Origin of the sequence: Moraxella catarrhalis (genome assembly GCF_001632285.1) — a bacterium.
Taxonomy (GTDB): Bacteria; Pseudomonadota; Gammaproteobacteria; order Pseudomonadales; family Moraxellaceae; genus Moraxella; species Moraxella catarrhalis.
The window spans coordinates 167294-192818 of sequence record NZ_LWAH01000001.1 but is presented as its reverse complement, the minus strand read 5'-3'; the positions used below and the strand labels follow the sequence as shown (position 1 = coordinate 192818).

Below are 25525 nucleotides of genomic sequence, written 5' to 3'. Positions count from 1 at the left end.
ATAAAAACCATAAAAAAACCCCCCAATGATTTGAGGGATTTTTGTTGATAAGAACGAATACTTTGGACATCACACGAGGGTTAGTCTGTGATGGGCGTGTCATGTTTTGGGTGTTTTGGCGATTGACCAAATACCAGTTTGACCACCTGTAAAGCGATGCTCACGCCACCGATGATAAAGACCACATCACCAAAGGTACGCACCCAACGCAATGTTTCTAAAAAGTCTTGTTGTAAGAAGCCTTCACTTCTGGCATACCACAAGCCTTCGGTGATAGACGCATAGGCTTGATAGATACCAATTGGCAACAAGCTGGTAAAAATCATCAGTAACAGACCAAGGTTTAATCCCCAAAAGCCAGTTTTCATCAATTTATCACTGAAGCGATATTCAGGACGCAAATAACGCACAATCAACAGCACAAAGCCCAATGCTAAGAAGCCATACACGCCAAATAAAGCTGCGTGAGCGTGGACAGGCGTGGTGTTCAGACCTTGCAGATAAAACAGTGAGATGGGTGGGTTAATCATAAAGCCAAACACACCTGCACCCAACATGTTCCAAAATGCCACGGCAACAAAGCACAGCACGGGCCATTTTAAACGCTCCATCCATTTGGCATGGCGTTGCATTGACCAGTGTTCATAACCTTCATAACCCAAGACAATCAAAGGCACCACTTCCAAAGCACTAAATGACGCACCGATTGCCATGATTGGCGTGGTTGTGCCTGTGAAATATAAGTGGTGGAATGTCCCCGGCACACCGCCCAATAAAAACAAGGCAGCTGACGCAATTGAAGAGCCTGTGGCGATTTTTTTGCTCACCAAACCTAAGTTATAAAAAATAAAGGCAATGGACACGGTGGCAAAGACTTCAAAGAACCCTTCTACCCATAAATGCACCACCCACCAACGCCAGTATTCCATGATGGCAATCGGGGTATGTTCGCCGTAGAATAAGCCTGAGCCATAAAATAAGCCCACACAAACCACAGAAGCAACAAAGATGAACAACAGGTTCTTATCGCCTTCACCTTTAAAGCCAGCCAATACACCACGCAACATCAAGACCAGCCAGAACAACACCCCAACCCATTTTAGGATTTGCCAAAAACGCCCTAAATCAATAAATTCATAGCCTTGATGACCAAACCAAAAGTTAAGATGAGCAGGCATGATGTGAGCGATGGCAAGGTATTGACCGATGTATGAACCAACCACCACAATGATTAATGCCACCCATAACAAATCCACCCCAAGCTTTTGATATTTGGGGTCTTTACCGCCATGAATGATGGGCGTAACAAACAAACCGATTGCCAAAAAGGCGGTGGCAATCCAGAACAAGGCAGATTGAATATGCCAAGTACGAGCCAAAGAATAAGGGATAAAATCAGACACAGGAATGCCATAGAAGTCTTGACCTTCAATGGTATAGTGAGCCACAAAGCCCCCTAAGAATATCTGCACCACAAACAACGCCACCACCAAAAAGGCGTATTTGGCTAAGGCTTTTTGTGAGGGTGTCAGCTCAATTAAGCTTAATGGGTCTTGTTTTGGTACGGTTACTTTAATGTCATCTTCTTCTTGTTTGTGCAAGAATGCCCAACCCCAAATCAAAAGACCAATGCCTGCCAATAAGAACACCACACTGGCAATGGACCACATCACATTTTCAGCGGTAGGCACATTATCAATTAAAGGTTCATGCGGCCAGTTGTTGGTATAAGTGGCAACCGTTCCTGGGCGGTTGGCGGACGATGTCCACGCTGTCCAAAAATAAAAATGAGCCAGATTTTGACGAGCCATCAAATCAGGCAATGTGTTATTTTTCATGGCAAAACTTTCACGAGAGCTGGCAAGCTCTGGAGTATCGCCATATAAATCAATGTAATAAGGTGCAACTTGGTTAATCGCTGCTATGCGAGTGTCGGATAACATCACTGTGTTGTCCGACCCCATGCTACTGCCACGGTACTCTTCTTTGAGCTGTTGTTGTAAGCCCATTTTTTCAATGCTGGTCAGCTCATCAAACGCCTTGCCATGATCGGCTTGGGCTTTGATGTTAAGCCATGCGACCAGCTCACGATGCAACCAATCGGCTGTCCAGTCAGGGGCTTGATACGCACCGTGGCCATAGACTGAACCCAACTGCATACCACCTGTTGATTGCCAAGCAGATTGACCGTCTAAAATGTCTTGTTTTGTGATTAAAGTTTGACCTGATGAGTCAACGAACTTATCAGGAATGGGCGGGGTGGTACGGTAAATCTCAAAACCGCCCCAACCTAATAAGATGAAGGCGATAATCAGTGTAATGACAAGCCCCCACCAATGTTTTTTATATTCACCCATTGCCATACTCCTCATAGTGTCATTAGGTGGATGAAACATATATCATTCGCTTGAATAATGGCTGGTTTATACTTGCTGTTATCCATTGACTGGCTCAACAGTTATCATCAAAATGATAAAAAGGCACAATTAAAGTCAGCGATGATTGATTAACAGGCAAAGTATAACATATATTTTAAATACATGTTAATACTTTCCATCAATATTGTGAGCTAATGTAAATAAATAAATCAATACCAACCAGTTAGGCTCATGTCTTAAGTTCATATCCATAAATCAAGCAATAAAAAAACCATAATACAATGATGTATTATGGTTTTTGGGTGATAATCCTAAGTGTGATGGTTGACCAACCATCACACGCTATGATTATGCCAAAGCAGCTTTTGCTTTTTCGGTAATGGCAGTAAAGGCAGCCGCATCATGCATGGCGATATCGGCCAAAATGCGACGGTCAATTTCAACATTTGCCTTTTTAAGACCATTAATCAAGCGGCTGTAGCTTAGACCATTTAGACGAGCACCAGCGTTGATACGAGCAATCCACAAACGGCGGAAAGAACGCTTCTTATTACGGCGGTCACGGTATGCGTATTGACCAGCTTTCATGACAGCCTGTACAGCGACACGATACACACGAGAGCGTGCACCATAGTAACCCTTTGCACGGGCTAGAACTTTTTTATGACGGCGGTTTGCTTGTACACCACGTTTTACACGAGCCATGTTATTCTCCTAAAATATCCAAAAATTGTTAGATGTATGGGCACATACGACGGATTGAAGCTACATCTGATGCATGAACCATGACGCAACCACGCAATTGACGGATACGCTTTGGAGATTTTTTGGTCAAAATGTGACGCTTGAATGCTTGCTTACGCTTGAAGCCGTTGGCGGTTTTTTTGAAACGCTTGGCGGCACCGCGTTTGGTTTTAAGTTTCATAATAACCTCTTAAATTAAAGTTGGTATCCCAACAATGAACCTTTTTGCCTATGTCACCTATGTCAAAAGCAACACAAGCGGAAGGTGGGATAAAAAATTATAGCAAATTATGATGCATAAAACAAGCAGTATCTGTCTTTACTTGCCTTGTTGCAAGCGTTATAATAGCACTTAAAACAAACACCCTAAGACAGCAAATTTTCGTGCAGCGACTTGCATTAATGTTACAAAACATGGCAACACTATTCCAATAAATACCCATGACTATCAATACACACTGGCTTGATACACTCAAGTTTAATGAGCAAGGACTCATTCCCGCCATCGCACAAGACCGCCAAACAGGTCAGGTCATGATGGTCGCTTGGCAAAATAAAATGGCGTTAGAACAAACCTTAAAAACCAAAGAAGCCGTTTATTTTTCACGCTCTCGTGGTAAGCTTTGGCATAAAGGCGAAACCTCAGGGCATACGCAAATTGTTCATGATATTTATACCGATTGTGATCATGATGTCATCATCTTATCTATCACGCAAATTGGTGGGATTGCCTGTCACACAGGGCGTCGTTCCTGCTTTTTTAAAAAACTCGATGATCAGGGCAACTGGCAAATTACCAACCATGTCATCAAAGACCCTGATCAAATTTATGGTAACAACCAACAAACAGCCACCAAAAATAATGCTAGCAATATCACAGCGACCATAACCCAATCTTCATCTGATGTGCTTAGCCGTCTTGATGCAACCTTAAATGAGCGTAAAAATGCCAATAAAGACAACTCTTATGTGGCAAGTTTATACCATAAAGGGCTCAATAAAATCTTAGAAAAAGTGGGTGAAGAAGCGGTTGAAAGCATCATTGCGGCCAAAGAGCTTGAGCGTGCCAAAAATACCAACGAAAACTGTGATAAGCTGGCACATGATTTGGTTTATGAAGTGGCAGATACTTGGTTTCATCAAATGGTTGCCTTATCCAAATTGGGCTTATCTGCTCAAGATGTCATTGATGAGCTGGCTTACCGCTTTGGTATCTCAGGCATCGAAGAAAAAAACAGTCGTACAAAATAGCACGATCATCACGCTTGGCTTACTAATTTTTAATGACAATTAAGACAATTAAGGGGTAGTTTATGGGTTCACTTTCTATTACGCACTGGTTAATTTTACTTGTGGTTGTGGTTATCATATTTGGCACCAGCAAATTAAAAAATGCTGGCAAAGACTTGGGCAGTGCGGTAAAAGGATTTAAAGAAGCTGTCAAAGAAGAAGAAAAGCCAAAGATTACCAATAATGATGGCAAAGTCATCATTGCCGAAGAAGTTAAAGTCGAAAAACCCAAAGATAATCGCTCAGCTGACTTATGATTGGTAATCTTGGTTTTTTTGAATTAACCTTATTTGGTATCATTGCTTTGATTGTTCTAGGTCCTGATAAGCTGCCTGTCGCTGCACGCACACTTGGGCGATGGTATGGCATGTTTCACCGTGCCAGTCAAAAGCTTCAAACTGAAATTACTAATGAACTACAATTACTTGAAACCCAGCAAATGCTCAAAAAAGAGCTTGATGAGATTCGCCAGTCTGAAGCACGCATAAAAGCCCAAATGAATGCACTAGAGCGGTCACTTGATCGCACCAAGACCCAACAACAAAATACCCAAAAAAATCAGCCAGCCAAAGAGCTGCCCAATCATGATGATTTTGGTATTCAGGTAGAATGTGATGATGATAAAAACCTCCAAGAAACCCACGCTATCAGAGCAGCACTCACACTGCCGATGATAAACCATTGGTTTTTGATGAGTAGCTATGATCGCCGTCGCCGTCTACCGCCTGCACCCTACTTGCCAAATCATATTGCCGACCCCTTATTAAATCAACCCAACCGCCGCCCATGAAGTCACCCAATCCACCCACAGACGATGTCTCATTGATGTCACATTTTATCGAACTTCGTGGACGATTTATCCGCATCTTTTTGGCAGTTTTGGTTGTATTTTTGGCGTTGGTTGGCTTTAGCCGTGAACTGTATGACTTAATCTCAAATCCTTTGGTCGCTCTACTGCCCAATGAATCAAGCTTAATTGCCACCGATGTCGCCTCTGGTTTTTTGGCACCCATTCGTTTGACATTTTTTACCGCACTATTTATCACAGTACCTTTTATTTTAATGCAGATTTGGGGTTTTATCTCACCTGGTCTTTATCATCACGAAAAGCGTACCGCCTTGCCCTTATTATTTTCATCCATTGCTTTATTTTATCTTGGTGTGACATTTGCTTATTTTATCGTATTAGTGCCTGCACTGAAATTTTTTGTTGTATTTGCTCCCGACAATGTGCTACCAATGACCGATATCGACAGTTACCTAAACTTTGTGATAAAACTCCTTTTGGTATTTGGCGTGATGTTTGAAATTCCTGTGGTAACGCTGATTTTGGTTTTGATGCGTCTTGTCAGCATTGCAAGTTTGACAAATAAACGCCGCTACATTATCGTGGGCTGTTTTGCTGTCGCCGCCGTGATTACACCGCCTGATGGTGCCAGTATGCTCATGCTTGCCATTCCGATGTGTTTACTGTTTGAACTTGGGCTTATCATGGCAAAATTGTTAGTCAAAACACCCAAAGCACCATAGGATAAACACCACCCAAAACCAACCATTTTGCCTAAAAAATCAAATAAGTAGCGATCAAATTAACACTAAGAACACGCCTTAAAAATAAAAAGCCAAGTCCGTTGGCTTGGCTTTTTTGATGGTTTCACATGAAACCTCTGATTGCTTGACACTCATTTACTGGATATCTATCTTGGTCAATTGATTTGCCATCAGTTTTTATTAATACAGACTTTCTATCGTGCGGTTGCGTTTATTTTCAGCACCAACAATCTTATCTGCAATCGTCATCGCCTGAAAGCTGTTTGGATCGGCAAGCTTCCACATATCATCTAACACACGGCGACCACAATCACCCGTTAACAACGAACCTGTTTCGATGAATTGATAATGCTCAGATAATAGCTTAATCCAGCCATCTGGTTGTCGGCGTACAATGTGATGTGGTTTTAGTTCGGTTGGGTGAGATAGACCTGCACAACCAACAATCTCAGCCAATGCCTTTAGGGTATTTTTATGAAAATTAGATACACGGCGAGATTTATCAGGAATATCAATGGCTTTTTGGCGTGCAGGGTCTTGGGTGGCAACCCCTGTTGGGCATTTATTTGTATGGCATGAACGAGATTGAATACAGCCTACAGCAAACATAAACCCACGCGCTGAATTGCACCAATCAGCACCCAAACTCATCAATCTTGCAATATCAAATCCTGAAATCACCTTACCACTCACGCCTACCTTGATTTTGTCACGGATACCTGCACCAACCAGCGTATTTTGGACAAAAATCAGTGCGTCCACCAAAGGCATCCCAACCGAATCCATAAACTCAATGGGTGCAGCACCTGTTCCGCCTTCAGCTCCGTCAATGACAATAAAATCAGGGTAATTATCTTCTTTAATCATGGCTTTAACAATTGCCATAAACTCCCACGGCATACCAATACAAAGCTTAAAGCCGACAGGTTTTCCGCCAGATAGTTCACGCAGGCGTTGCCAAAAATGCACAAGCTCAGTGGGTGTGCTAAACTCTGGGTGAGTAGGCGGTGAAATACAATCGATACCCATCGGAATATCACGAGTCAATGCAATTTCAGTGGTAATTTTTGAGGCAGGCAAGACGCCACCTTTACCAGGCTTAGCACCTTGTGATAATTTAATCTCAATCATCTTAACTTGCGACAAGGCCGCCCTTTGACGAAATGCCTCGGGGTTAAATCGCCCCTTGTCATCACGACAACCAAAATAGGCCGTCCCTAATTGCCAAATCAAATCACCGCCGTATTTTTGATGATAAGGACTAATACTCCCCTCACCTGTGTCATGTGCAAACCCACCTTCTTTGGCACCTTTATTTAATGATTCAATCGCTGCTGCGGACAATGCCCCAAAGCTCATTGCTGAGATGTTAAAGACCGATAAATCATATGGTTGTCGACAGCGTTCATTACCAACACGCACCCGAAAATCATGATTTTTAATTGTATGGCTACGACCAGAATGTAAAAACCAATCTGTGCCAGGTTTGGTCAAGTCATTTAGACTACCAAAAGCGGTAGTACTATCAACATCCTTAGCACGCTGATATACGATTGAACGCTGCATGCGTGAAAATGGTACTTCTTCTCGGTCACCCTCGATAAAATACTGGCGTACCTCTGGGCGAAAATTTTCAAACAAAAAGCGAATATGCCCACTGATGGGATAGTTACGCAAAATTGCATGACGCTTTTGGCTGATATTATACACGCCAAGACAAGTCAAACAGGTAGCAATAAACAAAAGCCACCAAATGTGAAATAAAATTGAAACGGGAATCAGTGCCACACAGACCCAAAGTAGTGCAAAGCGTGGCAGAACCAAAAATAAATAATTGGCAGAATCTTGAGAAGGTTTTGATGGAGTCATGGGTGATTTAGTCAGGTTATATGTCATATAAAAACCAAAGCAAAGCCGATGCTTGACTGACATAAAAAATGGGTTAAACGGTCGCTGGTGATTAATTTTTTGGTTAGTCAAAATTTAGCAACAAATCAATACTGGCTCTACCATTGGTGATATTTGATCGAAATTGATGACAACTTAATAACACCGATTACATTCATAAGCATGATGAACATTTTGATAAAAAATTGCCAACACAGCTTATTATATCATAGCTGATTTATCATAATCATTTAACAATAATAATAAAGCCATTGAAAAATTTAATAAATTGGCATTGATATGATGTGTTAATCACAAGCTGCATCACTCATGTTGCGGTAACCTTAAAAATCTGTCATAAAATCAGCCAAAACTACCTTTATTTTTAATCAAATATTGACTACAATGGCACGCACGCCAAGCCCTGATATTTTGATGTAGCGTTTGATTTTAATAACCAATTTTTAGTTACCGATTATGCCAAACAAATCCCCCAATAAAGCCCCAGCCTATCTACGCATCAAAACTGCCATTTTGGATAATATCCATGCAGGTATTTGGGCTTCTGGCGTTGCGATTCCTGCTGAAATTACGCTTGCTGAAGATTTTGGTGTATCACGCATGACAGTCAATCGAGCCATCAAAGAGCTTGAAGCTGAGCGTGTTTTAGAGCGTCGTCAAGGCTCAGGTACTTATGTAGCTCAGCAAAAGTATAATAATGCCCATATTGAGGTTCGTAATATCGCCAAAGATATCCGTGAGCGATTTCATCGCTATCACGCTCAAGTCATCACACAAAAGACGCTTGATTTTATGGCATTAAATCAGCCTGACAACCATTGGTTAAATACGCTGTTTTTTCACAATCAGCCTGCTTACACTGATAAACTATACCAAGTTTGCATCGCACACTATGGCGATGACCTGCCCATTCAATATGAAGAACGCTGGGTTAATGCCTCTGTCATTGCTGATTTTATCAATCAAGATTTTAACATCGTTAATACCAGCGATTATTTGATTGACCATGTGCCTCTTGAATATGGTGATTATCAAATCCATGCCAAACTTGCATCCGACACCATTTGTCAGATACTACAAATACCCATCAATGAGCCCACATTGTTACACACTCGACAAACCAAATCACAAGGCAAGCTTGTCACTTTTGTGAATATGTGGCACCCTGCCAGTCGGTTTTCTTTTAGTGGGACGCTATAGGCTGTCTAATTCGTCCAACCATTTATAAATTGCCTTTAATCATCATCACACCAACCAATCAAACAATGGATCAATCGATACGGCGTGATTGGTTGTAATGAAATCTACCAAAGCTTTAGCTAAGCTGTGGTATAATAAGCACTTTTACCCATCCATTCATCCACGCCATGATGTATAACGACCACCAAAAACCAACCCCCACCAAAGAGCAGTTGGCAGCACTTGATATGGCAAAAACTGGGCAATCCTTTAAAATTGTTGCCTATGCTGGTGCAGGTAAAACCACGACACTTAAGCTCATCAGCGAAAATTTGCGTGGTCGTGGGCTGTATTTGGCATTTAATAAAGCCATTGCTCATGATGCACAAAATAAATTCCCGCCCAACATTCGTTGCCAAACTTTTCATTCGCTGGCTTTTCGCCATGTCAATCGTGATGTGACTGCCAAAATTAGCCTGCCTAGGCTTACGCCATCTCGCTTAGCCAATGAACTTGGACTGCGTGCCATCAGCACCGAACGGGTCATTGATGGCATTAAAAAGCCAGTGACGCTCACGCCTGCCAAGCTTGCTAATATCGTCAGTGAAGCCATCACGACCTTTTGTAAGACCTCTTCTGCGTATCCTGCACCACGGCATATCACCGCACCAAATTGGATGAGCGATGCTGATGCTAAGATGTTGCAACAAACTTTATATCCTGCTTTTGAACAGCGTTGGCTACAATCCATTGACCCACGCCATCAAGCAGGCATCAGCCATGATATTTATCTAAAATTGTGGACGCTGTCTGATCCCATCATTCCTGCTGACTTCATTTTATTTGACGAAGCTCAAGATGCCGACCCTTTAATGATGGGTGCTTTGATTCGCCAAGATAAACAAACCATCTATGTTGGCGATGCTCATCAACAAATCTATGAATGGCGTGGTGCTCTAAACGCCATGAAACGCCTGCCCTATCCACAGACACTATTGACGCAGTCGTTTCGTTTTGGTGAACCGATTGCCAGAATTGCCAATGTGTTTTTAAAAGCACTCAATGAAAACATTCCCTTAAAGGGCAATCCCAATCAATCTTCAATCTTAGCCAAAAGTTTGGTTCATGGTGCAAAAGATGCCATCTTATGCCGCACAAATGCCACTGCCATGAGCCATTTGCTTGATGGTCTAAAGCTGGGGCATAAGGTTGCTCTACAGGCTGATAGTCATCGAATTTTAAGATTTTGTCAAGGTGCTGACAGCCTTAGAAATGGCAAATCTGCCTCTGGCATCCCTGAACTTGCCTACTTTAATCACTGGCAGGAAGTTCAAGAATTTAGTGAAACTGGTGAGGGTGGGGATTTAAAAACTTGGGTGAAGCTCATCGAAGAACATGGCACGACCACCATCACCAAGGCGATTAATAGCCTGACCATGCCAAGTCATGCCGACTATGTCGTCTCAACTGCCCACAAATCTAAAGGCCTTGAATGGAATCGTGTACAAATCAGCGATGATTTTTTATATGACATCAACTCATTGGCTGTTAAAATTACGCCTGAAGAGTTACGCCTATTGTATGTGGCTTGTACACGAGGCAAAAACCTGTTAGACATTCATCACATCAGCGATCTGTTGCATGCTCTACAACACAAAAAGTTGATTCTGGGATAATCACATGCAAAAGACACACTTATTTAATAATCCTGTTCGCCTACTTGCACCGATGGAAGGGCTGACCGATCCGTTAATGCGTCGTGTCCTAACCCAAATTGCGTATGATTTGGGTTCACCTTATGATTGGGCTGTCAGTGAATTTATTCGAGTTACGCACTACCCGCTGCCTGCTCATGTTTTTTATAAATATGTCCCAGAGCTACACACCAAAGGCTGCACTGCCAGCGGCACGCCTGTACATGTACAGCTTTTGGGCAACAACCCTGAAACCATGGCAGCCAGTGCTTTGGTGGCGGTTAGTTTGGGGGCTAAAGCCATTGACCTTAACTTTGGTTGTCCTGCCAAAACCGTGAACAATCATAAAGGCGGCTCGGTTTTACTTGAAGAACCCAAAACACTATATACCATCATTCGTACGGTGCGTGACGCAATACCAACTCAAATTCCAGTTTCTGCTAAAATTCGCCTTGGTTATACTGATACCAGTCAATCAGCTGAGATTGGCCATGCGGTGGCGGATGCTCGTGCAGATTGGCTAACGGTTCATGCACGCACCAAAGTCGATGGCTATAAGCCACCTGCTTACTGGGAAAAAATTGCACCTTTTAATGACTTAGGATTACCCATCATTGCTAATGGTGAGATTTGGAATGCTGAGCATGCCAGACGCTGCATCGCTCAATCACAAACCCATCATCTCATGCTCGGGCGTGGAGCGGTCACTCGCCCTGACTTAACAGCCATCATCGCAGGTAAGTCTGATTTGGGTTGGGCAGACCTATGTCAGCATCAACTAAGCTTTATTAATGATATCACTGATAACCAAAACGGTCTTATTGGACGCTATAAACAGTGGCTTGCGATGCTCACCAAAGGCTACACTCAAGCACATCAGCTATGGCAAGCGGTCAAAAAACTCAAAAATAAAAGTGATATTGAGCAATTAATTATCCAAAGTACCCATCACCATTGAGCATATCTTTTAGATCACTTAAGAGACATGATCACATTGAGTATCATCCGTGTTATCGGTCATTTTTTACAATACAATCCACAGCCCTAAGGTATACCAAAACCAAGCGATTTGTCTAAATAGATTTATAAAACTGTGTGATGGGTTTTATTCAAACAATTTTTGTCCCAAATACTCGCCTTGTTTTACCCCACCAAAACAGGCAAATAGCCCACTACCAATGTGAGTGATGTACTCATTCATTTTATCTACCCGCCCAAGTGAACTTTGAATGGCGGTGAATTGCATGGGTGATTTTTGAAATGAAATAAACAACAGTCCTGCATCAAATTGACCTGTTTTTGGATCAATGCCACTGGCATAAGAATAAGAACGGCGAAGCAACTGCAATCCGCTGCGTTTAGCAAGTCCTGCATGTGAAATCTCAGGAATGATAAAATTACCTTCATCATCTTTGGCGGTGATATCCAGATGGGCAAATTCATCACTTTGACCAATCGGCGCACCACTATCTCGATGACGGCCAAAGGTTTCATCTTGTCCGTTTAAACTGGTTCTATCCCATGTTTCTAGGTGCATTTGGATACACCGAACGACCAAATAAGTACCATCTTTTAACCAGTCTGGCTGTTGAATCCAAACATGTTTATCGGCATGATCAAGCGTGTTGCTATTGGCTGTGCCATCTTTAAAGGCGAATAAGTTGCGAGCGGTTTGATTGCCTGAATCAAAACCTAAAATCCCGACTGACTCCATCGCATACTAACGCTTGAGCGGGCTTGGCGTACCAATTGGCGAACAGCGTGAAAGCTGACTTGTGGATCATCACTGCAGGCTTGGATACAAATATCGCCCCCTGAATATTCTGGGCGGATTTGGTCTCTGGGGAATTTGGGCAAATCGCTAAATTCAGGCGGTTTTTTATCAGTTAAATTTAATTTTTGTAAAAACGATGGGCTAATACCAAAAGTTAAAGTCAAGCCATACGCTCCAAGGCTATCAGCCTCACCTGTGTCAACTGGTGGCACATGCGGATTTGAGCCATAAGGAGCGATATTATCGCCCTTGGTTAATCTGGCGGCATACTGTGTCCATTGTTTAAAAACCTCCTTAATATCATCCAACTTATCTGTATGCAAATCCAAGACCAAAAAATAGATGCTACGCTGTGCTGGCGTGATGATACCCGCTTGATGTTTACCATAAAAATCATACTGATTATCTGCCAAGCAGTGCTTGACATTGGTATTTTGTTCACCTGCCTGCTTGGGATTAGGCGGGCTGTTGGGTTTGAGTGTATGCTCGGTTTGCCTGTCAGATTTACTTTCATGACCTTGTTGGCATCCTGCCAATCCAATTGTACCAATACCAACAGCGACAGAACCAACACCCACTTTTGTTAAAAATTGTCGGCGATTGGTTGTTTTATCGTCATTTGCCATACCCCCAACTAACCATACCAATGGCAAATAAAGTTTAGCCTGTATCTTTATTTGCCTAGATTGATATACAGCAGCGTCATTGTCTGATATAAGCGGTTACTGTAGTACCACGCCCATTTGTGCCAATGGCTCACCCAATTTATTGACCGCTTCGGCTAAAGCTTTGGTTTCATCGGCACTTAGCTCATTATAAGGTTTGTAATCATGTTGACCAACTTGGTGAGTGACAAGTAAATCATTGACAACTTGGAATTTTTCTGTTAATTCGGTAACCAAATCAGGATTTTTAGCTTGTAGTTTTGGGGTTAAAATTTCAAAGATTTTTTGTGCCCCTTCAATATTAGCCTTAAAGTCATATAGGTCAGTTTTTGAGAAAATCTCTTCTTCGCCTGTGATTTTCGTGGTTGAAATCTCGTTGAGTAAATCCACTGCACCCTCTACCATCAAATTACTCGTTACCTCAGCAGTTGGGATTTTATCTTTTAATTCTTTAATATCAGCAATCAGCTACTGGCCAAGTTCTTTGGTGCCTTCGGTAGTATTTTTTGTCCATAAGATTTTTTCAATGGCATGAAAGCCTGACCAAACCTCACCTGCTTCTAAGTCAGCTTCATGGTTATCAATGCGTGGACAAGGTCGCCAAAAATTTCAGCAATCGGCTCTGACCGTTCAAATGGCATACGAGCATGCGGATATAAGGCTTTGGCTTCCTCAAGCTGACCTGCATCAAGCAGAGCAACAAATTTTTGTGTCTGCTCCAATAAAATCTCCATCTGACCTTCTACCCAATGCTTATATTCAGCCGTTTCGGCACTCAAATCCACCATGGTATCATCATCTGTTTTGTAATGCTCATGACCATCCTGCGTTTGGGCAGGCTGCACAGGTTCGGTGGGTTTATCTGCTGGTTTTTGGCAAGCGACTAAAGTCAATGTCAAAATACTGGCAGAAAGTAAGGCGTATTTAGAAAAAGTTTGTATGACAAGTTGCCCAATGAGTCCCAAATAATTTATCTTAACATGATTAAGATAATCAATGACAGATAAACGATAGATAATCATTATAATATTAATAATAATGATTATCAATACACTATAAAGTATATTCTTATAAAACGATTAACCAAAAATACGACCATACTGGCAAGCTGTATCTACTCTGACTGTATCGTTTTATCGATAAAATAGATATCGACTAACAAAGAACACCAAGACCCAACCTTATCCCGACAAATCCATCCATTTGATTAGACGAAAAGCCAGCCAAAGCAGTGACTTGGTGTTTTTAGATTGATGAGATAGCCAAACATCAGATTGGCTATCAGTTTTGTTTATTTTGGTGCTAAATGATGGTATCAATCCATTATTTATTCATCTGATTATTTGATAACCGCACGATATTTAACAACCGCTGTTGCACCGATACCAAGGTCTTGGATATTCCAGCGTAATACTTGATATTGACTAAACGGCAAATTTTGAACAGAGCCGTCAGCTGCTGTGGTGCGAATTGGCATAAAGACAAAGCGTGAACCATCTGCACTTGCTTGCGTACCAACACTTGGTGATACCACGCCCGTGAACTCTGCTCCTTGCGGCAAGCTTAAAGCCACACGCATATCACGCACACGATTGTTACCATCATTGGTAAGTAGCACCTGATATTCAATAAGATCGCCTGCCTTAATACTACTTTGAGCAGTTACAGGCTCAAGTGTTTCTTGGGCATTATCCCTGCGTACAATAAAGGCATTCATGATGGCATTGACATCTTCACTGGTTACCACGGTTGGTGTCGTTCTGGGTGATGAGGGTGAAACTGATGGCGTCTCGTCAGAAACGCTAGGCACAACAGCAGTCGTTTCGGTCACCACTGGCGGGGTTTGTGTTGGTGCTGTTGCACATGCAGACAACGCCAAAGCCATTACACTCAAAGAAAAAGTAGCAGAAATTTTCATAAATTTATCCTGTGTTGGTCAAGTTTTATGTGCCCATAAGCATAGCACAGCTGATTGACGGTGTGAATTTCTTGACTGTTTAATTATGGTAACTACTTACACATGCTCAAAACTGGCGACGATGATGGTGGATTTTATCATATGCCAACCTTATCAAGCAGATAAATCGCTTGGCATCTGCCCAAAACTTTGCTATGGTATGATGGTATCTTGATAGTTATTAATGGGACATTTGACCAACATCAGACGCTCTAGCCATATATTGTTCGCCATTCTTATTTTACCAGCCATTGACTCTTTGGAGCATTCATGAATTCTGTCAGCACCTATCAGAACACTCCTGCACTCACACCTGTGCATTGGTTTCGTAATTCTGCCCCGTACATTAACACCCATCGTGGCAAAACCTTTGTGGTTATGTTTGGTGATGAGGCGGTCGCTCGTGACAATTTTAGTACGCTGATTCATGATTTTGCACTGCTACACAGCTTGGGCATCAAATTGGTGCTTGTGCATGGTGTACGCCCACAAGTGGAAAAAAATTTACAAAATCGCAAGCTGATATCAAACCTACATGAGAATGTGCGTGTAACACCGTATGAATCTATGCCTGCCATCTTGGAGGCAGTCGGCTCAATTCGTCTACAAATCGAAGCTCGGCTGTCGATGGGGCTTGCTAACTCCCCAATGTACGGATCTCGTATTGATGCCATTTCGGGTAATTTTGTCACCGCTCGCCCTTACGGCATCAGAGATGGTATGGATTATCAGATGACAGGTGAGGTACGCTCAATTGATGTCGATGCCATTCGCCATAATTTGGATAATGACCATATTGTCCTACTAGGACCGACAGGTTTTTCGGTTACGGGCGAAATTTTTAATCTATTGGCAGAAGATGTAGCACTGACCACAGCCATTGCCCTGCAAGCTGATAAACTGATTTTCTTAGGTGAGCAGGATGGTATCATCGGCCAAGATGGTCGCTTGTTGCATGAACTTATCCCCAATGAAGTCGATCGCTTACTGCGAGATTGTGATGATCATGAAGAGATTTCGCACTTTTTACGCTGTGCTGCCAGTGCGTGTCGCCAAGGCGTACACCGCACTCATATCATCTCTTATGCCAAAGACGGTGCATTGATTGAAGAGCTGTTCACGCGTGATGGGTCAGGTACCTTGATTAGCCATGACCCTTATGAAGAGATCCGCCATGCAACGGTAAACGATGTCATCGGTCTGCTTGAGCTACTTAAACCTCTCGAAGAACAAGGCGTCTTGGTACGCCGTAGCCAAGAGCGTCTAGAGCAGGAGATTGAGTTTTATAATGTGATTGAGCGTGATGGCACCATTTTGGGCTGTGCCGCACTTTATCCACTAGATGCCCAATCAGCAGAAGTGGCAAGTCTTGCCATTCATCCTGATTATCGCAAAAGCAGCCGTGGTGCTGATTTATTGGCTTTTTTAGAGCAGCAAGCACGAAGCCATGGACGCCATCAGTTATACGCTTTGACAACTCATACCGCCCATTGGTTTATTGAGCAAGGGTTTAGCGAGGTATCGGTAGATGAGCTGCCAAAAGACCGTCAACGCAGCTATGATCATAGTCGTAATTCAAAAGTGCTTAAAAAATTATTATAATTGATGTATCAATAAAAATCCCAAGCGATGTGCTTGGGATTTTTATAGGCAGATGTTTTGTGATTCAATCAACCAAACACACGAAGAAAAGCTTGTAAAATGGTTGCATTCACAAGATCCACAAAAAAAGCACCCACCATCGGCACAATCAAAAATGCCTTATGTGATGGGATATAGCGATCGGTGATGGCTTGCATATTGGCAATGGCGGTCGGTGTTGCACCAAGACCAAATCCACAATGACCCGCCGCCAAAACAGCAGCATCATAATCTTTGCCCATCGTACGAAAAGTAATAAAATACGCATAGCCAATCATCGCCAAAGTTTGTGCTGCCAAGATAATCAAGACAGGGCCTGCCAAACCAGTCAACTCCCACAGTTTGAGTGATAATAAAGCCATCGCCAAAAACAGTGATAACGCTGCATTACCAAATACATCGATGGCACGATCAAACATATCAAAATTAAAGAAAGTGGTTAAAATATTACGAATGACGACACCGCCAAATAACGCCCAAACAAAGGTCGGTAGCTCAAACCAAGTATCTTTTGCAACACCTGTCATAATGTCTGCAAATGCCAAACACGCAGCAAATAATGCCAAAGTTTCGATGGCTGAGCTTGCTGTAATCAAGCGAATATTATCAGGTCGCTCAAACATTTGTTTGTGTGCAGTATCATCATCAAGGTTGTGCGTGGTGTTGTATAATGACTGGTCATTTGCCAATTGCTCCATCTTAGATGGGCTGACTGCATGGGCTGTTGGTTTGATGCCAAGCTTGTTGGTCAAACGCTTAGCCACAGGTCCACCGATAATACCCCCTGCCACCAAGCCATAGGTTGCACACGCAATGCCTAAGGTGGTTGCACCAACAACACCATATTTATCCTCAAAAGTATAACCCCAAGCACCTGCTGTACCGTGACCCCCTGTCAAAGATACTGAACCTGCAACCAATCCCAGCAAAGGATCTAGGCCCAAGGCACTGGCTAAGCCGACGCCAACTGCGTCTTGAAGTAAAATAAATCCTGATACCACAAATAAAAAGATAATTAATGGCTTACCGCCTGCTTTTAAGCGTCCAAAATCTGCCGATAAACCGATGGATGCAAAAAACATCAACATACATGCTGTTTGTAACTCTTTTTGAAAAATAAAGCTATACCCAAAAAACCAATTTAGGCAATAGACAATCACCGCTGCAATTAAACCGCCTGCAACCGGCTCAGGAATATTAAAATCCCCCAAAAACTTAATTTTCTTGACCAAAAGACGCCCCAGTAATAATACCAGCGTCGCTAAAATCAGCGTATAGTAGCCATTTAAAGTAATTTCCATAAGTATTCCTATCAGGGCAAATTTCACACTTTATCATGCACAGTTATACTGCTGCACCAGCCAGTCATGATAATCCCAAGTTGTTTAGTCAATTTAAGACGCAGCAATAATTATAAAGCATATTATTTATAGCCATCAGCGTATTTAAACAATTACAGCATTCATTTGTTACAATTTGTTTCAAAAATGGCAATCTATCCGTGTTTAGATGCTTGGCAAATCTATCTAAAAACCCCAAATCATATCGATTTGGGGTTGAAGTCATGTCGACATAAGCCAAATTAACGCAAAAATGCGCGTGCATTACGGAATAATCGCATCCATGCACCATCATTGGTCCATTCATCAGGCTTCCAAGAGTGATTTACGGCGCGTAGGGTACGCTCAGGATGTGGCATCATTAAAGTAACACGGCCATCATTACTACAAATGCCCGTGATGCCCTGCGGTGAGCCATTGGGGTTTAGTGGATAATGCTCAGTTGGATTGCCTTGGCTATCAACATAACGAAGTGCGATTTGACCATGATAAGTTAGGTCTGCCATCGATTTATCATCTAAATTGGCATAACCCTCACCGTGGGCAATAGCGACAGGCAGAATGCTATCTTGCATCCCTTTGAGCAATACAGATTTGGTACGCTCAATCCGTACATTCACTGTGCGCGCCTCAAAACGAGCAGATTTATTGGCAATAAAACGAGGGAAACTCTCAGCACCAACCATCAAGTCTTTTAGCTGGCTCATCATCTGGCAGCCATTACAGACGCCTAGGGCAAAAGTTTCGGGGCGATGGAAGAATCTGGCAAACTGCATCCGCATCTCATCATGAAATAATATTGAGTTTGCCCAGCCAGAACCTGCACCCAGCACATCACCGTAACTAAAACCGCCACATGCCACCAAACCCTCAAAATCACGCAGGTTAATTCGTCCACTCATCAGATCGCTCATATGCACATCAATGGCATCAAAACCTGCACGCACAAAACCTGCACCCATCTCTAGATGTCCATTAACGCCTTGCTCACGCAAGATGGCAACTTTTGGCTGGGTAGTACGGCTATTGACATAAGGAGCTTCTACCGCCAAATCCAAATCATAATTAGCATCGGCAATCAAGCCATGATGATTAATATCATCAATTAAAGCAAACTCTTGATCGGCACAGATTGGATTATCACGCAAACTTTGGATGGCATGGCTAACTTTTGTCCACTGTTTTTGAAGCTCGCTACGAGTAAAAGACAATGTCTGACTTGGTGTGGTAATGCTTAACACATCAAGACCAGCACCGCCTGCTGGGGTTGTTTTGGCTTGACCAATTAAGCTGACAAACTCACTAACGCCATGCGTTTTGGCCAAATCAACAAATGCTGGCACATCATCAGGCAATACTTGAACCACAGCACCCAGCTCCTCAGCAAATAACTGACCGAGCAAATTTTCATCACTCAGTGCAAGGGTAATCGCCATACGACTGGCAAACTGCATCTCTGCCACCGAAGCAATTAAACCACCATCACCAATGTCATGATAAGCTTGAATGACGCCTGCTTTTGCTGCCGCCTGAATAAAAGCAAAGAAATTGGCCAAATCCTCTGGTCGCTCCAAATCTGGACAATCACAGCCCAGCTGATTTAATGTTTGCGCCAAAATTGAGCCACCCAAACGCAATTTACCTGATGACAAGTCAATGCGATACAATGCCGAATCGGTATTATTTAAGGCGGCGGTGAGTGTACCTGACACATCTTGAACAGGGGCAAAGGCTGTAATAATCAGACTCATCGGTGAGGTAACTGATTTTTCAACACCATCTTCGCCCCAAACTGCTTTCATCGATAAGCTGTCTTTGCCCACTGGAATGGCAATACCAAGTGCTGGGCATAGCTCTTCGCCCACCGCATGAACCGCATCAAACAATGCTGCATCTTCTTTTTCATCGCCACAAGCGGCCATCCAGTTAGCAGACAAAGTAATGTCGCTGATTTTATCAATGCGGGCTGAGGCAATATTCGTCACCGCTTCAGCGACTGCTAAGCGTGCAGAAGCTGCTGGGTTGATGAGTGCAACAGGTGCACGCTCACCCATTGCCATGGCCTCACCTGTGATAGCATTTAAGGCGGTACTAGTAACCGCACAATCTGCGACAGGCACCTGATAACGACCAACATATTGATCTTGGGTAACCATACCTGTAATCGAGCGGTCGCCGATAGAGATTAAAAAAGACTTGCTGGCAACTGTGGGATGACGCAACACATCTTTAATGCTGTCTTTGATATTCACCGAAGCTGTATCCAAGGGCTTAAGGGCGAATTCGGTACGATTAAAGCTTCGCTTCATTTTGGGGGTGCCGCCCAATAAAACCTGCATCGGCATATCCACAGGACGCTCTGGAAGCAAGCTATCATCAACGATCAGTTGACGCACTGTGGTTGCTGTGCCTAAAATGGCATAAGGGCAACGCTCACGGCTACAAATGCTGTCAAACAGTGCCTCACTTTCAGGGCGAATGGCAAGCACATAACGCTCTTGTGCTTCATTTGACCAAATTGCCATGGGTGACATACCTGCCTCAAGCGAAGGGACTTTGCGTAAATTCAGATGTGCCCCAAGTTCATGATCATCGACCAGCTCTGGCATGGCGTTGGACAATCCGCCAGCACCGACATCATGGATTGAGATGATTGGGTTGGCATCCATACCATCTTTGGTCATCGCCCAGCAGGTATCAATCACCTCTTGACAACGGCGTTCCATCTCAGCATTATCACGCTGTACAGAAGCAAAATCTAAGCCCTCATCAAGTTTACCACTATCAACCGAACTGGCAGCACCGCCACCCAAACCAATCTGCATGGCAGGTCCACCCAATACAATCAACAAATCCCCCTCTTGGATGGCATTTTTTTGAACCAAGTCACGCTTGATGTTACCATAGCCACCTGCAATCATAATAGGCTTGTGATAACCACGCATTTGGCTACCATCTTGATGATCAGAGATATCTAGCTGAAAGGTACGAAAATAACCATTTAAATTAGGGCGACCGAACTCATTGGCAAATGCTGCACCACCCAACGGCCCTTCAATCATAATATCCAGTGCCGATGCCATACGAGAAGGCTTGCCATAACTGACGGCCGATACCTGCCCTGTTGTTTCCCATTTTTCAGGCATCGTCGGTAGATGTAAATGCGAAACACTAAATCCTGTCAAACCTGCTTTAGGCTTACCGCCACGACCTGTTGCACCCTCATCACGAATCTCACCACCTGCACCCGTTGCTGCACCTGCAAATGGGGCAATGGCGGTTGGGTGATTATGGGTTTCAACCTTCATCAAGATGTCAATTTGCTCTTGATGAAACCCATATTGGGCATTGCCTTCGGTCGTTTTGGTGGGATAAAAACGCTCTGCCACAAAACCCTCCATGACAGCGGCATTATCTTTATAAGCCGATAAGATACCCTCTGGATTTTGTTCATGCGTGTTACGAATCATCTTAAATAAAGACTTAGGCTGCACCTCGCCATCTACCGTCCATTCAGCATTAAAGATTTTATGACGGCAATGTTCTGAATTGGCTTGAGCAAACATCATCAACTCAACATCTGTTGGGTTACGACCCAACTTGGTGAAATTTTCCACCAAATATGTCATATCTTGGTCGGATAATGCAAAACCATATTCAGCATTTGCTTGTACTAAAGCATCTTTACCCATGCCCAAAATATCAACCACGCTCAAGTGGGCAGGTTCGCCATCAACAAACAAAACCGACACATCCGATAGCTCATAGACAAGGCTTTGGGTCATACGGTCATGTAAAATTGATTCAGCGATGGCAGGCAAACGCTTGGGCAAATTCTCGCCTGTAAGTGTATACACAATGACACGCTCAACTCGCCCAATAGTGACACCACAGTTATTAAAAATATCTGTTGCTTTAGATGCCCAAGGGCTGATTGTCCCAAAACGAGGTGCAACCACCACTTGAATTTGTGTATCATCAGCGGTCTTTAGGCTGGGCGTTTGACCTTGGTTTAATAAATCAATCGCCTTTTGATGGTCAGATTCTGACAGCGGTGTATCAAACACATAAACTTGCTGACTGCTCAAGGTATAAATATTTAGCCCAGCTTTTTGTTTGAGTTGGTCGGCTAATTTTTGTGCTTGAAAATCTGTCAAAAACTCCAAGCCTGCGATGGTGCTCATCATGGTGGTTACCCTTTGCTAAAGACGCCAAAAAGGTGGCAATGGTATCAAAAATAAATGTCTTTTATTATAACAGATTTTAAGGCAATATTTTAGGTAAATCAAACAAGGAACGAAAATTTCATCCCCAATATCAAGATTATTTTGGGCTTAATCGCACCTTAAAAAGCACTCAGTCTAGGCGAGATAAATCAAGCTTTGGATTGATATAAAATACCAAAAAAGTACCCACCACTACCAAAATGCTGGTCGTGATACCAAGGCGGGTAACAGGATCTAACTCAAATAAACCAATCAGCAGACCGCCAAAAATACCTACCGAAAACTGCAATGCGCCTTGTAATGCACTTGCCAAGCCTGCACGCTTTTTTTGAAACGCCAAAGCAATGGCAGTTGCATTTGGCTGTGTCAAACCAAGTCCTGCAATACAAATAAACAGACTGGCAAATACCCAATAAAAACTTGCTTTACCGCCAAAAATAAGCCCCAATATCAATAAGACACCAGCTGCCGCCAACTGAATGACTGCCCCTGTGCGTAGTAGATTTACCAAATGAAAACGCTTGGTTAAAAATTGGTTCACCTGCGTCAATGCAATAAACCCAAACGCATTCACCCCAAAAGCGATGGCAAATTGATGCTCTGTCAGCTGATAATTCACCATAAACAGCTCACTTGAAATTGACAAATAAATAAAAAACGCACCTTGAAGCAACCCTGATGCGACTGCAGGCAACATAAAAGTACGGTCTTTCATCAAACCAAAATATTGCCCAAAGCTTTCAGACATCGGGCGAGTATTGCGGTTTTCAGGCTTTAGGGTTTCTTTTAAGAAGCATTTGGTTAATAATAAATTTAGCACCCCAAAACTTGCCAAAAACCAAAATATGCCATGCCAATCTGCTACTTTTAAGATTAATGCACCCAAACTTGGTGCCAAAATCGGTGCAACACCCATCACAAGCACCATCAAACTAAAAGCACGGGCTGACTGCACTGGATTGAGCGTATCACGAATGGCGGCTCGTGTGACGACTGTCGTCACACAGGCACCAAGTGCTTGTAAGGTTCTTGCAATAAATAGCGCATATTCGTTATTGGTTGTTGCACAGATGATTGATGCGATGATAAAAATGCTCATGCCCAAGTATAATGGGCGTACTCGCCCAATACGGTCGCTAAATGGTCCATAAAACAGCTGCCCAAACACCAATCCCAAAAAATACGCTGGCACAGATTTGGCAATCGTACCGACATTGACGCCAAAATCTTCTGCCATACTCGGAAAAGCTGGCAAATACATATCAATCGATAAAGGTCCGATGGCAATCATCACGCCCAGCATCATCACCCAAAGCACGGGAAATTTTGTCTCTTGGTTGTTTGTTATGGTCATTTTAAACTATCATTATGTATGGGTTTGTTATAAAACTGATTATTGTATCATAGGTATGTTTATTTTAATTTTTATTCATTTGCAAAATATCTTGCAAGCCCTGCTTATTTTTGATAAAAATAACCTTCGTTCTTTTCTTTAATTGATGCCACCCATGACCGCCGTCCTGCCATCACTTGCCCCCCTAATCTTACAACATCAGCTGATGACAGAAGATGCCTTATCAAAAGCTGCCACTGATGCCAAAAATTTGCAACGCTCATTTGTTCAGCATTTGGTCGCAAGCGGACTCATTGATGCCGCCAAGCTTTTGCACATCCAAAGTTTAAGCTACAACTTACCCATTTATGAGCCGCCCAGTCAGCTTAGCCAAGTCGTTGAAACAGGCCTAGACCCTGCATTATTTATTAAATATCGAATGCTACCTTTAAGCTGTGATAAGCACACGCTGACCTTAGCTATGAGCGATGCCACCGATAAAGATGCCATTGGGGCCATGCGTTTTCATGCACGCCGTCAGATCCGACCTATGCTGGTTGAAGAAGATAAGCTATCTGCCTTATTAGATAGGCTATATTTAGATACAGATACTTTTGAGGATACCCAAAAAATAGGGTCAAACTCCCAAGCTACAACAGATGACGCCCCCACCGTAGGCTTTGTCAATAAGTTATTCACCGATGCCATCCGCCTAAAAGCATCCGATATTCATTTTGAGCCTTATGATGCCAGTTATCGCATTCGCTTTCGTATTGATGGGGTAATGCAAGTGATACACAATCCACCCAAATCAATGGCCGCTCAGATTGCCTCTTATATCAAAGTCATGGCAAATTTGGATATCGCTGAGCGTCGCCGTGCTCAAGATGGACGCTTAAAATTTGATGCTCAAGATGGGCAATCGGTGGACTTTCGTGTCAGCACACTGCCTACTTTACATGGTGAAAAGGTCGTACTTAGGCTACTGGACTCTGCTCAGGCACTCATTGGGCTAGATGCACTTGGCATGGACGATGCTCAAAAACAGTTATTTATTCATGCACTATCACGCCCTCAAGGCATGATTTTGGTCACAGGTCCTACAGGATCAGGTAAGACAGTTTCGCTGTACACAGCTTTGATGCGTCTTAATCAGCCTGAAATTAATATTTTAAGCTGTGAAGATCCTGTTGAGATTAACTTGGCTGGTATTAATCAAGTCAATATTAATCCTAAAGTACAGCTGGATTTTGCCGATGCACTCAGAGCATTTTTACGCCAAGACCCTGATGTCATTATGGTTGGGGAAATTCGTGATACTGACACCGCCCAAATCGCCACAACCGCCGCTCAAACGGGGCATTTGGTGTTATCAACACTGCACACCAATTCAGCCAGTGATACCATCACGCGTATGCACAGTATGGGTGTGCCATCTTTTCATTTGGCAAGCAGCTTAAGCCTAATCATCGCCCAAAGATTAGCTCGCCGACTGTGCGATGAATGCAAAAAACCCATCACCATTCCCGATGAGGCATTACGCTTGGCAGGGTTTAGCGATCAAGATATCGCCAAACAACCAACACTGTACGCACCTGTCGGATGCCATAAATGTAAAAATGGCCACAAAGGACGCATTGGCATCTTTGAGGTATTACCCATCACGCCGCCCATGGCCGAATTGATTTTAACGCAGGCATCTGCCGCCAAAATTGATGCTTTGGCACGCACCCAAGGCCATGACAATCTTAGACAAGCAGGCATCAAAAAAGTACTCACCGGCCAAATTAGCCTCACTGAGATGCACCGTGTCACCTCTGAATCATGGCTAAATCACTAAAGCAC

20 protein-coding genes and 1 pseudogene are annotated in these 25525 nt (G+C 43.1%); 9 read left to right on the top strand and 12 right to left on the bottom strand.

Annotated elements, in window-relative coordinates; all coding sequences use genetic code 11:
• Nucleotides 1-80: 80 nt before the first annotated feature.
• The 3 genes from A4U55_RS00825 to rpmI form a co-directional block, all read right to left on the bottom strand.
• Nucleotides 81-2357 carry a nitric-oxide reductase large subunit gene (locus A4U55_RS00825; RefSeq protein WP_063453908.1) on the bottom strand — a complete coding sequence of 759 codons (2277 nt, stop codon included), beginning with the start codon at nt 2355-2357 and terminating at the stop codon, nt 81-83.
• Between the two features lie 369 nt (nt 2358-2726).
• On the bottom strand, nt 2727-3083 hold the full coding sequence (gene rplT, locus A4U55_RS00820) for a 50S ribosomal protein L20 (protein ID WP_003661132.1): 357 nt from the start codon (nt 3081-3083) through the stop codon (nt 2727-2729).
• 28 nt (nt 3084-3111) lie between these two features.
• Nucleotides 3112-3306 carry a 50S ribosomal protein L35 gene (gene rpmI, locus A4U55_RS00815; protein ID WP_036331620.1) on the bottom strand — a complete coding sequence of 65 codons (195 nt, stop codon included), beginning with the start codon at nt 3304-3306 and terminating at the stop codon, nt 3112-3114.
• 257 nt (nt 3307-3563) lie between these two features.
• Between rpmI and hisIE the strand changes: the two genes are divergently transcribed.
• The 4 genes from hisIE to tatC all read left to right on the top strand — a co-directional run bounded on the left by hisIE (nt 3564) and on the right by tatC (nt 5942).
• The gene (hisIE, locus tag A4U55_RS00810; RefSeq protein WP_003661129.1) at nt 3564-4373 is read left to right on the top strand and encodes a bifunctional phosphoribosyl-AMP cyclohydrolase/phosphoribosyl-ATP diphosphatase HisIE; all 810 of its coding nucleotides are present in this window, start codon (nt 3564-3566) and stop codon (nt 4371-4373) included.
• A 62-nt stretch (nt 4374-4435) separates the two neighbouring features.
• The gene (gene tatA / locus A4U55_RS00805; protein WP_003661127.1) at nt 4436-4669 is read left to right on the top strand and encodes a Sec-independent protein translocase subunit TatA; all 234 of its coding nucleotides are present in this window, start codon (nt 4436-4438) and stop codon (nt 4667-4669) included.
• On the top strand, nt 4666-5202 hold the full coding sequence (locus tag A4U55_RS00800) for a Sec-independent protein translocase subunit TatA/TatB (protein ID WP_003661125.1): 537 nt from the start codon (nt 4666-4668) through the stop codon (nt 5200-5202). Before tatA ends, A4U55_RS00800 begins: the two co-directional genes overlap by 4 nt.
• Complete coding sequence (gene tatC, locus A4U55_RS00795; protein WP_003661123.1) at nt 5199-5942, top strand: twin-arginine translocase subunit TatC; 744 nt, start codon at nt 5199-5201, stop codon at nt 5940-5942. Before A4U55_RS00800 ends, tatC begins: the two co-directional genes overlap by 4 nt.
• A gap of 201 nt (nt 5943-6143) precedes the next feature.
• On the opposite strand, the gene A4U55_RS00790 is transcribed toward tatC, so the two are convergent.
• Nucleotides 6144-7859, bottom strand: coding sequence for an FMN-binding glutamate synthase family protein (locus A4U55_RS00790; protein ID WP_003661121.1), 1716 nt, complete (start codon nt 7857-7859; stop codon nt 6144-6146).
• Nucleotides 7860-8327: 468 nt separating this feature from the next.
• Between A4U55_RS00790 and A4U55_RS00785 the strand changes: the two genes are divergently transcribed.
• The 3 genes from A4U55_RS00785 (at nt 8328) to A4U55_RS00775 (ending at nt 11702) form a co-directional block, all read left to right on the top strand.
• Nucleotides 8328-9071 (top strand): UTRA domain-containing protein, encoded by a 744-nt coding sequence (locus A4U55_RS00785; RefSeq protein ID WP_003663407.1) that lies wholly within the window; start codon nt 8328-8330, stop codon nt 9069-9071.
• Nucleotides 9072-9238: 167 nt separating this feature from the next.
• Nucleotides 9239-10726 carry a UvrD-helicase domain-containing protein gene (locus A4U55_RS00780; protein ID WP_003670709.1) on the top strand — a complete coding sequence of 496 codons (1488 nt, stop codon included), beginning with the start codon at nt 9239-9241 and terminating at the stop codon, nt 10724-10726.
• A gap of 4 nt (nt 10727-10730) precedes the next feature.
• Nucleotides 10731-11702, top strand: a complete 972-nt coding sequence (locus tag A4U55_RS00775) for a tRNA dihydrouridine synthase (protein WP_003661115.1) — start codon at nt 10731-10733, stop codon at nt 11700-11702.
• A 147-nt stretch (nt 11703-11849) separates the two neighbouring features.
• Here the strand turns inward: A4U55_RS00775 and A4U55_RS09275 are convergent, their stop codons facing one another.
• From A4U55_RS09275 to A4U55_RS00760, 5 genes and pseudogenes are all read right to left on the bottom strand, one after another.
• Nucleotides 11850-12458 (bottom strand): Dyp-type peroxidase, encoded by a 609-nt coding sequence (locus tag A4U55_RS09275; RefSeq protein WP_238969813.1) that lies wholly within the window; start codon nt 12456-12458, stop codon nt 11850-11852.
• Nucleotides 12437-13144: a Dyp-type peroxidase domain-containing protein gene (locus tag A4U55_RS09270; protein ID WP_264673407.1), complete on the bottom strand. Its 708-nt coding sequence runs from the start codon at nt 13142-13144 to the stop codon at nt 12437-12439. The genes A4U55_RS09275 and A4U55_RS09270 overlap by 22 nt, the downstream gene beginning before the upstream one ends.
• 96 nt (nt 13145-13240) lie before the next feature.
• Nucleotides 13241-13702, bottom strand: a pseudogene (locus A4U55_RS09265) (imelysin family protein).
• A 41-nt stretch (nt 13703-13743) separates the two neighbouring features.
• Nucleotides 13744-14205: an imelysin family protein gene (locus tag A4U55_RS09260; RefSeq protein ID WP_250638054.1), complete on the bottom strand. Its 462-nt coding sequence runs from the start codon at nt 14203-14205 to the stop codon at nt 13744-13746.
• 317 nt (nt 14206-14522) lie between these two features.
• A complete protein-coding gene (locus A4U55_RS00760) occupies nt 14523-15101 on the bottom strand; it encodes a DUF11 domain-containing protein (RefSeq protein WP_003673499.1) in 579 nt (192 codons plus the stop codon).
• Nucleotides 15102-15410: 309 nt separating this feature from the next.
• Between A4U55_RS00760 and argA the strand changes: the two genes are divergently transcribed.
• The gene (gene argA / locus A4U55_RS00750; protein WP_003663401.1) at nt 15411-16742 is read left to right on the top strand and encodes an amino-acid N-acetyltransferase; all 1332 of its coding nucleotides are present in this window, start codon (nt 15411-15413) and stop codon (nt 16740-16742) included.
• Nucleotides 16743-16810: 68 nt separating this feature from the next.
• On the opposite strand, the gene gltS is transcribed toward argA, so the two are convergent.
• The 3 genes from gltS to A4U55_RS00735 form a co-directional block, all read right to left on the bottom strand.
• Nucleotides 16811-18082 carry a sodium/glutamate symporter gene (gene gltS / locus A4U55_RS00745; RefSeq protein ID WP_003663400.1) on the bottom strand — a complete coding sequence of 424 codons (1272 nt, stop codon included), beginning with the start codon at nt 18080-18082 and terminating at the stop codon, nt 16811-16813.
• A 281-nt stretch (nt 18083-18363) separates the two neighbouring features.
• Entirely contained in the window at nt 18364-22308 is a 3945-nt protein-coding gene (gene purL / locus A4U55_RS00740; protein ID WP_063453907.1) for a phosphoribosylformylglycinamidine synthase, read from the bottom strand.
• A 169-nt stretch (nt 22309-22477) separates the two neighbouring features.
• Nucleotides 22478-23701, bottom strand: a complete 1224-nt coding sequence (locus A4U55_RS00735) for a multidrug effflux MFS transporter (RefSeq protein ID WP_063453906.1) — start codon at nt 23699-23701, stop codon at nt 22478-22480.
• 154 nt (nt 23702-23855) lie between these two features.
• Here A4U55_RS00735 and pilB point away from each other — a divergent pair, with 154 nt between their 5' ends.
• Complete coding sequence (pilB, locus tag A4U55_RS00730) at nt 23856-25520, top strand: type IV-A pilus assembly ATPase PilB (RefSeq protein ID WP_003661093.1); 1665 nt, start codon at nt 23856-23858, stop codon at nt 25518-25520.
• Nucleotides 25521-25525: the final 5 nt, after the last annotated feature.